Here is a 10,772-nt window from a genome sequence, read left to right on the forward strand (position 1 = left end):
ATCACTCCGAGTCGATGGAGGCGTTCTACTCCCACCAACCCGGTCTGAAGGTCGTCATGCCGAGCACGCCCTACGACACGAAGGGCCTGCTTACCTCGGCCATCCGCGACCCGGACCCGGTCATCTTCCTCGAACCGAAACTCATCTACCGCGCGTTCCGTGACGAAGTTCCGACGGAATCCTACGAGGTTCCGTTGGGCGAGGCCGCGGTGCGCCGCGAGGGGACGGACATCTCCGTGTTCACGTGGGGTGCGATGACCCGACCGACGATGGAAGCCGCCGGGGAACTGGCGGACGAAATCGACGTGGAAGTCGTGGACCTCCGCACCGTCTCGCCGCTCGACACGGACACTATCATCGAGTCGTTCAAGAAGACCGGCCGCGCGGCGGTCGTCCATGAGGCGCCCAAGACGGGCGGCCTCGCCGGAGAAATCGCGGCGACAATTCAGGAGGAGGCGCTCCTCTACCAGGAGGCACCCGTCGAGCGAATCACCGGTTTCGACACGCCGTTCCCGCTGTACAGCCTCGAAGACTACTACCTGCCCGAGCCGACCCGCATCAAAGAGGGCATCCGCGACGCGGTGAACTTCTAACATGGTACGCGAATTCAAGCTACCCGACGTCGGCGAAGGCGTCGCCGAGGGTGAACTCGTCAGCTGGCAGGTCGAGGAAGGCGACACCGTCACCGAAGACCAGGCGGTCGCGGAGGTCGAGACGGACAAGGCAATCGTCGAGATTCCCTCACCGGTCAACGGAACCGTCCGCGAACTGCTCGCAGAGGAGGGCGAAGTCGTCCCGGTCGGCAACGTGCTCCTCACGTTCAACGTGGAAGGCGAGGAAGCGGAACCCGAGGAGGAGGCGACCGAGAGCGCCGAAGCCTCGACGGATTCGCAAGAAGCGGCCGTCGAGGAATCGAGCACGTCCGCGGACGCGGAGGAAACCGAGACGCCCGAGGGTCGCGTCTTCGCGGCACCGAGCGCTCGCCGACTCGCGCGCGAACTCGGCGTGGACATCGCGTCCGTCGAGGGCACCGGCCCGAGCGGTCGCGTGAGCGAACACGACGTTCGCGCGGCGGCCGAGAGCGCGACGGAATCGGAAGCCGAGGAAGAATCCGAAGCCGTCGAAAGCGAACCCGCGGACTCCGAACTGGCGGCCGAAACCGGAACGACCGGCGGGACTGGCGCGACCACCGCGGCCGCCCCGGCACAGGTCGAATCGGCCGACCGCGAGCGGACGCTGGCCGCGCCAGCGACGCGCCGTCTCGCCGACGAGCAGGGCATCGACATCAACACCGTGCCGTCCACCGAAGAGCGCGACGGACAGGCGTTCGTCACGCCCGAAGCGGTTCGTGAGTACGCCGAGGCACAGCAGCAGGCGCAGGCCGCCGACGCCGCCGCGGTTGCGACCGGCGAAACCGGCCCGCGCGAGGAGCGCATTCCGTATCGCGGCATTCGACGCACCATCGGCAAGCAGATGCAGAAGTCGAAGTTCACCGCGCCCCACGTCACCCACCACGATTCCATCGACGTGACGGAACTGGTCGAGACGCGCGCCGAACTCAAGGAAATCGCCGAGGAGCGCGGCATCAAGCTGACCTACATGCCGTTCGTGCTGAAGGCCATCGTGGCCGCGCTGAAGGACTACCCGTACCTCAACAGCGCACTGGACGAGGAGAACGACGAAATCGTCGTCAAGAACTACTACAACATCGGCATCGCGGTGGCGACCGACGACGGCCTGATGGTTCCCGTCCTGAAGGACGTGGACAAGAAGGACATGCTCCAGATATCCTCGGAGATGAACGAACTAGTCGAGAAGGCCCGCGACCGCACCATCTCGCGCGAGGAGATGCAGGGCGGCACGTTCACCATCACGAACTTCGGTGCCATCGGCGGCGAGTACGCGACGCCCATCATCAACCACCCCGAGGTCGGTATCCTCGGTCTGGGCGAGCTGAAGAAGCGGCCGGTCGTCGTGGACGACGAAGTGGAAGCGCGCTACACGCTCCCGATTTCGATGTCCATCGACCACCGCATCATCGACGGTGCGGTCGTGGCGTCGTTCGCCAACCAACTGCTCGAATACCTGCACAACCCGCGACTGCTCCTGCTGGAGTAGCCCGACGCGTCGCTGGGTGACTTTTTTCGCGTCGAAACTATCGAATTCGGGTAGGAGTCTCTCCCCACAACCAGTCGGTAAGCCGCGTCGCGGCACCGATGAGGGCTAGTAGAAACCGGATGAACCCGATGATGTTCACATCGGAGACGGGCTACAACGAGGGGTCCCTGCCGTGTTCGAACGCGATTCCGGAGACGAAGCCGAACCCTGCCAGTCCGTACCCGAGCACCGCCACGCCGAAGTTCGGCGACGGAGCGACGCCGTTCAACAGACTCAGACACCCGAACGTCATGACCCCGGCGAACGCGCCGGTGACCCATTTCGGACCGTCTTTGCTCCGGAGAATCGGCCAATATCGAAGCGCGACCGACGTCCCGACGCCGTACACGAGTGCGATTCCGAGAAGGAGCTGAAGGGATTCTCCGGTCGGGGATTCGAAGAACGCGATGCCAGCAGTGACGACGCTCGCGACGAGGAGGCCGGTGGCGTACCGCGAAAGACGGTTCATGACTCTAACAGATGTGGTCGAGGGATAATGGTTTCCACGCACTGTCAGACTGAGTTTGGAATCGTGGCAGTTGTTGACAATCGTCTACTCGTCAGGGCGTAATCCACCTGATTTTTTACCCGGTAGCTACTCTAGTCACCCAATGGTCGTCGGAGATATATCGACTGGAACTGAGGTGCTGGTTATCGGCGCGGGACCGGGCGGTTACGTCGCCGCCATCCGCGCGGGGCAACTTGGACTCGACGTAACGCTCGTGGAAAAGGACGCCTACGGCGGCACCTGCCTGAACTACGGCTGCATCCCGTCGAAGGCGATGATTACGGCGTCGGATTTGGCCTACGACGCCAGTCACGCCGAGGACATGGGAATCTACACGAAACTCGACGTGAACTACGGCGAGATGGTCGAGTGGAAGGACGGCGTGGTGTCGCAACTGACCGGCGGCGTCGAAAAGCTCTGTAAGGCCAACGGCGTCACGCTGATGGAAGGCCGCGCGGAGTTCGCGGACGAGAACTCGGTTCGCGTCGTCCACGAGGGCGAGGGACAGGGTTCGGAGACGGTCGAATTCGAACAGGCCATCATCTCGACCGGAAGCCGACCCATCGAAATTCCCGGCTTCGAGTTCGACGGCGAACACGTCCTCGACTCGCGGCAGGCACTCGCCATGGAGGACGTCCCGGAGAGCATCGTCATCGTCGGCGCGGGCTACATCGGCATGGAGTTGGCGGGCGTCCTCGCCAAACTCGGCTCCGACGTGACCGTCGTCGAGATGCTCGATTCGGTGCTCCCGGCCTACGAGGACGACCTCGCGCGACCGGTCAAGAAAAAGGCCGACGAACTCGGCATCGACTTCCACTTCGGACAGGCCGCGAAGGAATGGGAGGAATCCGGCGACGGCATCACCGTCATGACCGAGGACGAGGACGGCGAGGTCTCGGAGTTCGGTGCCGAGAAAGTCCTCGTCGCGGTCGGCCGCCAACCCGTCACGGACACGCTCAACCTCGAAGACGCGGGCATCGAAACCGACGAGATGGGCTTCATCGAGACGGACGACCGCGCGCGGACCGAGAAAGACCACATCTACGCCATCGGTGACGTCGCGGGCGAACCGATGCTGGCCCACAAGGCGAGCAAGGAAGGACAAGTCGCCGCCGAGGTCATCGCCGGAGAGCCCTCGGCGCTCGACTATCAGGCCATGCCCGCCGCGGTCTTCACCGACCCCGAAATCGGCACCGTGGGTCTGACCGAGGACGAAGCCGAAGAACAGGGCTTCGAACCCGTCGTGGGTCGATTCCCGTTCCAAGCGAGCGGCCGTGCGCTCACGACAGGCCACTCCGAGGGCTTCGTCCGCATCGTCGCCGACGAACCGAGCGGGTTCGTCCTCGGCGCACAAATCGTCGGCCCCGAGGCCTCGGAACTCGTCGCCGAACTCGGTCTGGCCATCGAGATGGGCGCGACGCTCGAAGACGTGGCCGCCACGGTTCACACCCATCCGACGCTCTCGGAGGCCGTGATGGAGTGTGCGGAGAACGCGCTCGGCCACGCGATTCACACGCTGAACCGGTAACGTAAGCGAGGTCCTACTTTTTCGTCGATATCGGCACGTAAGCGCTCGGAAACGAGGATAGTACCGGGGAAAGGTTGCGATGGGGAATTCGTGAGCCGACGTCAGCAGCCGTCCGAGAGCGTGATTTCCGCGTCGTCCACGACGGCTTTTCCGTCCATCGTGTACGGGCCGTCCGTCTCCCCCTCGGACGTGAGGAAGTCGTAGGACCCGCTGTCGTCGCTGTCGAAGTGCGGCATGGCGATGAGTGTGGCGTCTCCCTCCAGCATCGACATCTCGTAGTCGCCGCCGGGGACGCCCTCGTACAGCGAAATCTCGACGTCCTCGTGGGTTCCCGCGTCGAGCGCGCCGGAGACGCCGATAACGCTGTCGAACACTTTGCCGTCGAGAAGGCTCGCGTCGTGGATGGTGACGAAGCCGCCGTCCGAGAGGGTCGCCCTGTTGACCCAGACGCTCTCGCCGTCGGACTTCTGGTCGCGGAAGCAGACGTCCGCGGTCGGTTTCGTGTCCATCTCGATGGAGACCATCGCGTCGTCCACGACGGCTTCCCCGTCCGCTGTGTACGGGCCGTCCGTTTGCCCGCCGGAAGAGACGAATTCGTACTCGCCGTTGCCGTTCGAGTCCACGTGAGGCATGGCGATGAGCGTGGCATCCTCCTCGAGCATCTTCGAGTCGAACTCCGTTCCCTTCACGTCGAACAGTTCGACATCGACGGTTTCGTGTGTGCCCGCATCGAGCGCGTCGGAGACGCCGATGACGCTCTCCAGCGCCTTCCCATCGAGGAGGCGGTCGTCGTGGATGGCGATGAAACCGCCCTTCGGGAGCGTCGCCGACGCGACGCTGACCGACGTGCCGCCCGTGGTCTGGTCGTCGAACGTGACAGACGCCGACGACTGCATCGCAATCGCGGTGCTACTGAGCGCGAGGGCCGACCCCGTTACAGCGGCACCCGCGAGAAACCGCCGACGGGAAGTCGAGTTCGAATCGCCCGGTTGGGTCGTATCGTCCGAGAGGTCTGGTACAGTCATGATAACCGACGATAGCTATTTCCGAATGTGAACGGAAGAACATTTTCGCAAATCTCACCCAAATTCATCTATATTCTACCAATCCACCGATGGCAGTTTGAGAACGCATCTGTAAGTGCGGAATCGGATTTCGGTGTTTGAAATTCGAGGTACGGCAATTTCCACCGACGAGCCACGTTCGGTTCGAAGTTTTTGGCGAGGGACTCTGGAAATCAACCCCCTCCATTTCGACTGGAAAACAGATAGCAGGGACCGACTTCGACTCAGGCGAACTTTCGAACCGTCACGTCGAGCGTGTCCAAATCGACGATAGGGGCGAATCCCGAGTCGGGGTCGATGTTCACGCTCTTCTGGAAATCCGTCTGGGCCTGCCAACAGCCGGAGTTCATGGCGAGGACGTTGTGGTACTTGCCGAAACCGAGTTTGTGAACGTGGCCGGTGTGGAAGATGTCGGGCACCTCGTCGATGACGAGGTAGTCTTTCTCCTCCGGCGCGACGCGGGTGTGGCCCCCGTACTGCGGCGCGACGTGGCGTTTTTTGAGGAGTTGATACATCGCCTTGTGCGGTTCCTCGTAACTCGCCTTTTCCGCGGGCAGTTCGGCGATAACTTCGTCCAGCGAAACGCCGTGGTACATCAGCACCGAGACCCCCTCAATCGTCACCGTGGAGGGGTTGCTCGTGATTTTCGCGTCGTGGACGTCCATGATGGAGCGGAGTTCGTCGTCGAATCCCGGTTGCGGTTCGGCGAGTCGAACCGCGTCGTGGTTGCCGGGGATCATGACGATCTCCAAGTCGCCCGGCACCTCCTTCAGGTACTCCGAGAACTCCTCGTACTGGTCGAAGATGTCGATGATGTCGAGTTCCTCGTCCTGATTCGGGTAGATACCGACGCCCTCAACCATATCGCCGCAGATGAGGAGGTATTCGACGTGTTCTGCCTCCTCCGTGTGAAGCCAGTTGGCGAACCGATGCCACGCGTCGGCCATGAACTCCTGACTGCCGACGTGCACGTCGCTGATGAGCGCGGCCTGCACGTGGCGGTCAGCGGTCGACGGCCGGTAGGTCCGCGGCACGTCGGGGAAGTGAAGCGAGTCCACGAACAGGATGCCCGCGTCGTCGGAGAGCGTTCCCTCGACGGCGATGGTTTCGTCCAATAGGAGTTCGTCAACGACGCTGGCGAACTCTCGGTCTTTCATGATGAGACACGGGAAGGTCCCGTTCGTGTCTTCGAGTTCGACGAGCCAGTGCCCGCTCGCCGTGGAACGAATGTCGCTTATCATGCCGACGATGGCGGCGTCGCTTCCGCCGGGCATGCTGGCAACGGCGTTCGTCGGACGGGCGTTCACCCGGCCACGGAGTTTACCCGAAAGGCGCTGGAACCGGTCGCGGAACACCGTGACGAAATCGTCGTATTCGCCGGTCCCAGTGCTCGCGCCGGTCATGTCGTTGAGGATGTCCACCGATTGTTCGGTGGGACTTCGTGACACAGACCCCTTCGTTTCAACTGGAGATGAAGTCGCGTCTGCTGTCGATTTCGCGGCAGAAACTCCACCTGAAGCGGAGGGGTCACGCGCCCCGTTCGAGGAATCATTGAGAACCGTTCGCACGTGTTCGACGGAGAGTTTCAGGGCGTCCTCGGGGGCGGATTCGACTGCACGTTCGAGCGCCGTTCCGGGGTCAGGGGCGGACGCGAGGAGCGTCACGGCCTCGCGGTCGGCGTTGTACCCGCGACTCGTGAGTTCTCTGACGATTCGAGCCGGGGTTTTCAGCGGCACATCTCTCCAGAGACGCGGATAGGCAAAAAGGCTAGCGAACCAACCCAGAAGGTTGACAACGCGGGGAAGATTACGTAACCGTAATGAGTCCCCCAGACGAGTCGTCGTCGGACGGTATACGGGACACCGGACCCGATGGCTCCGGTCCGGTCGCGTGGATTCGTTGGTTCCGACACACCGACAACGGGACAGTCGTGTTCGTCCGTGAGATGCTGGAGAGCGCCGCCGTCGTCGTCGCAATCGGTCTCATCCTCTTCGCCGTCAGCGGCGTGTGGCCCCCGATGGTGGCCGTCGAGAGCGGGAGCATGCAACCCCAGATGTATCGAGGCGACCTCATCTTCATCATGGACCAGCACCGCTTCCCGCCGGACGCCGCCCACGGCGACACCGGCGTCGTCACCTATCAGGAGGGAAAAGACACCGGCTACCAGAAGTTCAACGATTACGGTGACGTGGTAATCTACCTGCGCTACGGGAGGAGCGACGAAACGCCCGTCATCCACCGTGCTCGCTTCTGGGTAGACAAGGGAGAGAACTGGTACGACAAAGCGAACAAGGATTACATCCTCGGTGCGGAAAACTGCCAGGAGTTACCCAACTGCCCCGCACCGCACGCCGGATTCATCACCAAGGGCGACAACAACGGCGAGTACGACCAAGTGGTCCGTATTAGCGACCCCGTAAAACCGGAGTGGATTCGCGGCACCGCCGAGTTGAAGATACCGTGGCTGGGCCACGTCCGCCTGTTCTTCTCCAAGGCGGCCGTCATCGGTCCGACCGTCACGCAACAGGACGGAACCAGCTATTCGGCCATCCCGCCGGTACAACAGATACACCCGACAGCGGATACGTCCCGATCCGCGGCCACCGTCTGATTTCCGCGTCGTTTTATGTATTTTGCGTCACATTGAGCCTTCATGAGTGACGAGAGCGACCCCGACCCTTGTGATGACTGTCAGGAACCGGTACAGGACGCGCTGGCCCGGACGATTCGATTGACCGTGGACCGCTCACAGATAGACAGCCAGCGACTCTGCCCGGAGTGCTTCGCCGACTGGATAGACCGATACGACAGCGAGATGAAACCGACCGCCGACTCCGAGAGCACGAGTTCCGAAATCATCGTCGATTGAACCCCCCTCTTTCGAGTAGAAAACGGGACACGGAAGCCGAAGACTCGCCGCTCGACCCGCTACCGAAACCGCCCTTGAAACGGTATGGAGCCGTCAGTAGCCGAACCGAGACGGCAGACAAAACTCGGTCGCGTTCGATGGCCGAAGGTGACATAGTTCGGATACGAAACCGCTCACCAACCCCTTCGTTTCCAGTGAAAAATCGGCCACAGGCGGCGGAATTTCGGACGAACCGACCCCGGACGAAACGTACCTCCCCACGACAATAGTTGTCGTTGTCCGGCCGTGGCGTTCTGGTCCACCGCGTCGTTCGTGGTCCGCGACGATCTCTCGCGTCCTACTCCTCGGTTTCGTCGTCCTCGTCGTTCTCGCTCGCGGACAATCCGTCGTCGCCGCGGTCCAACGCCTTCGGCATGTCGCGGTGGTCGGAGTAGCCGTCGAACCAGCGGACGATACGCTCCAGTCGGTCCACGACGTGTCCCGGTTCGCCGCTTCGGGAGAGTTCGTGGCCTTCGCGGGGATAGCGCACGAGGCGCGTCTCCACGTCGTTTTTCTTGAGGAGTAGGTACAGCATCTCGGCGTTGTTCACCGGGACGCGGAAGTCGTTGTCGCTGTGGATGAGCAGCGTCGGCGTCGTCACGTCCTCGACGTACGCGGTGGGCGAGCGCTCCCAGAGGAACTCTGGTTCCTCCCACGGCGTCGTATCGAAGTCCCACTCGATGAGTTTGAACGCGTCCGTCGAGCCGTAAAAGCTGCTGAGTTCGTACACGCCGCGCTGGCTCACCGCGCCCTTGAACCGATCTGTGTGGCCGACGATCCACGCGGTCATGTAGCCGCCGAAGCTTCCACCGGTGACGAACATGTCGTCTTCGTCGATGTAATCGCGCTCCGCAACGAGGTCCACACCCGCCATCACGTCGGTCATGGTCGTATCGCCCCAATCGCGTCCGATGGCGGCCATGTGTTCCTCGCCGTAGCCGGTCGAACCGCGCGGGTTGGACCAGAAGACGACGTAGCCTTCCGCGGCGAGCGTCTGGAACTCGTGCCACATCGTGCCGCTCGTGGACCACATCGCGTGCGGTCCGCCGTGGATTTCGACGACGAGCGGATACTGCTCGTCCGCATCGAAGTCCGGCGGCGTGAGGAGCCACCCCTGAATTTCGACTCCCTCGTCGGATTCGAAACGGAGTTCTTCCGGTTGTCCCACCGCGCGGTCGTTCAGGTACTCCGCGTTGGCGCGGGTGAGTCGATGCGTTTCGGCCCCCCGGGCGTCGAAACGAACAGATCGCCCGGATGGTCCCACTCGGATTTCGCGTAGGCGACGGCATCGGCACCGACCGAGAAATCGGTGATGTGCCCGTCGCCGACGACCCGCTGTAGCTCATCGCTCCCGTCGCCCCGAGCGCGCCAAATCACTTGGTCGCCTTCGTCGGGTGTGCCGAAGTACACCCGCTCCTCTTTGGGGTCCCACTCCGGAGCGATTGCGACCGTTCTGTCGAGCGTTTCGGTGAGCGTCACCGTCTCGCCCGTGCTCCGGTCGAAGACCTTGAGGTCGGCCTGTCGGAGCGTGGCGTTCTCCTCGGGTGAGTAGATATAGGCGATTCGGCCGTCCTCCGTCGCCGCTAACGACGCACCCCACGCACTCGTCTGGAAGAGAGTTTCCTCCTCGTCGGCGTCGATATCGTAGGCGACGACATCGATGGTGATGTTGTCGTCCGGGTCATCCTCGCGTTCGGCACCGAAGTAGAGCGTCGTCTCGTCGCCCCAGTCGGGTGCCGCGAAGTCGAAATCGCCGTCCGTCAGTCGTTCGACGGAATTGTCGTCCAAATCAGCGAGGTAGACGTGGCTCCGTTTCCCGTCGAAATAGCTCGTGCCCGCCCGGTAGATTTTACGGTCGATAACGCGTGGGTCCGGCGTTTCCGGTTCGTACTCCTCCCCGTCGAGCGAGATGTCGCGCTCCTCGTCGCGGTCGTCCTCGGTGCTCGACTGGACGAACGCTATTTTCGTCCCATCGGGAGACCACGCCAACTGTGAGACGCCGCCGGCCACGTCCGTCACCTGTCGTGCCTCGCCGCCCGCCGTGGGCATGACCCACAGTTGCGGTCGGTCGTCGTCCGCGCCCCGAGTGCTCACGAACGCGAGTCGGTCCCCGCTCGGACTCCACCGCGGGCTGCTGTCCACGCCCTCGCTGATGGTGAACTGCTTCGGTTCGTCGCCACCCAGCGGAACGACGTACACCGTCGCCTCGTACTTCTCGTCGTCCTTCGGAACCGAGCGGACGAACGCCACTCGCTCGCCGTCCGGCGAGACTTGCGGATCGGTCACGCTAACGAGGTCGTGATACTCGTTGGCACGTATCGTCTCCATATCCACTCACTCGAAACGCGAGCCAAATATACTTTCGATTCGAAATATTCCATCGAACCAATTTATCGACAGTTACTGATGAGACATCACTCGCCTGTCACTGTGTTAGAATGAAAGTGCGCCCACGTGGCGCTCGTAGCATGGCACGCGACAAACGGTACGCGGGCGCGAGTAGAACTACGCTTTCAGCACTGTTAGGTCTATCGCCATGGTAGGATGACGATGATTTCAACCGGGTCCCCGCCTCACTCGGAGAGTTTCAAGTTGGTCGACAGTTGT

At 62.5% G+C, this 10,772-nt stretch carries 8 protein-coding genes and 1 pseudogene; 5 read left to right on the forward strand and 4 right to left on the reverse strand.

All coding sequences use genetic code 11. The features are described from left to right. Positions 1 to 593: alpha-ketoacid dehydrogenase subunit beta (locus BG842_RS07795; RefSeq protein ID WP_303645358.1), on the forward strand; the 593-nt coding region annotated here is incomplete at its 5' end. 1 nt (position 594) lies between these two features. Further along, positions 595 to 2,118: a 2-oxo acid dehydrogenase subunit E2 gene (locus BG842_RS07800; protein ID WP_069450341.1), complete on the forward strand. Its 1,524-nt coding sequence runs from the start codon at positions 595 to 597 to the stop codon at positions 2,116 to 2,118. Positions 2,119 to 2,269: 151 nt separating this feature from the next. Here BG842_RS07800 and BG842_RS07805 read toward each other — a convergent pair whose 3' ends face one another. Continuing rightward, entirely contained in the window at positions 2,270 to 2,626 is a 357-nt protein-coding gene (locus tag BG842_RS07805) for a hypothetical protein (protein ID WP_069450342.1), read from the reverse strand. Positions 2,627 to 2,768: 142 nt separating this feature from the next. Here BG842_RS07805 and lpdA point away from each other — a divergent pair, with 142 nt between their 5' ends. Further along, entirely contained in the window at positions 2,769 to 4,193 is a 1,425-nt protein-coding gene (gene lpdA, locus BG842_RS07810; RefSeq protein WP_069450343.1) for a dihydrolipoyl dehydrogenase, read from the forward strand. A 101-nt stretch (positions 4,194 to 4,294) separates the two neighbouring features. Here lpdA and BG842_RS07815 read toward each other — a convergent pair whose 3' ends face one another. Both BG842_RS07815 and BG842_RS07820 read right to left on the reverse strand, forming a co-directional pair. After that, positions 4,295 to 5,218, reverse strand: a complete 924-nt coding sequence (locus tag BG842_RS07815; RefSeq protein WP_069450344.1) for a twin-arginine translocation signal domain-containing protein — start codon at positions 5,216 to 5,218, stop codon at positions 4,295 to 4,297. Between the two features lie 263 nt (positions 5,219 to 5,481). Then, positions 5,482 to 6,993, reverse strand: a complete 1,512-nt coding sequence (locus BG842_RS07820; protein WP_069450345.1) for a DNA-directed DNA polymerase II small subunit — start codon at positions 6,991 to 6,993, stop codon at positions 5,482 to 5,484. A gap of 83 nt (positions 6,994 to 7,076) precedes the next feature. On the opposite strand from BG842_RS07820, the gene BG842_RS07825 reads away from it, so the two are divergent. Together BG842_RS07825 and BG842_RS07830 are read left to right on the forward strand one after the other, a co-directional pair. Then, positions 7,077 to 7,868: a S26 family signal peptidase gene (locus BG842_RS07825; RefSeq protein ID WP_069450346.1), complete on the forward strand. Its 792-nt coding sequence runs from the start codon at positions 7,077 to 7,079 to the stop codon at positions 7,866 to 7,868. 42 nt (positions 7,869 to 7,910) lie between these two features. Beyond that, positions 7,911 to 8,126, forward strand: coding sequence for a hypothetical protein (locus BG842_RS07830; RefSeq protein ID WP_069450347.1), 216 nt, complete (start codon positions 7,911 to 7,913; stop codon positions 8,124 to 8,126). 337 nt (positions 8,127 to 8,463) lie between these two features. Here BG842_RS07830 and BG842_RS33015 read toward each other — a convergent pair. After that, positions 8,464 to 10,493: pseudogene (locus BG842_RS33015) on the reverse strand (S9 family peptidase). Positions 10,494 to 10,772 lie beyond the last annotated feature (279 nt).

This window comes from Haladaptatus sp. W1 (assembly GCF_001723155.1).
Lineage (GTDB): Archaea > Halobacteriota > Halobacteria > Halobacteriales > Haladaptataceae > Haladaptatus > Haladaptatus paucihalophilus.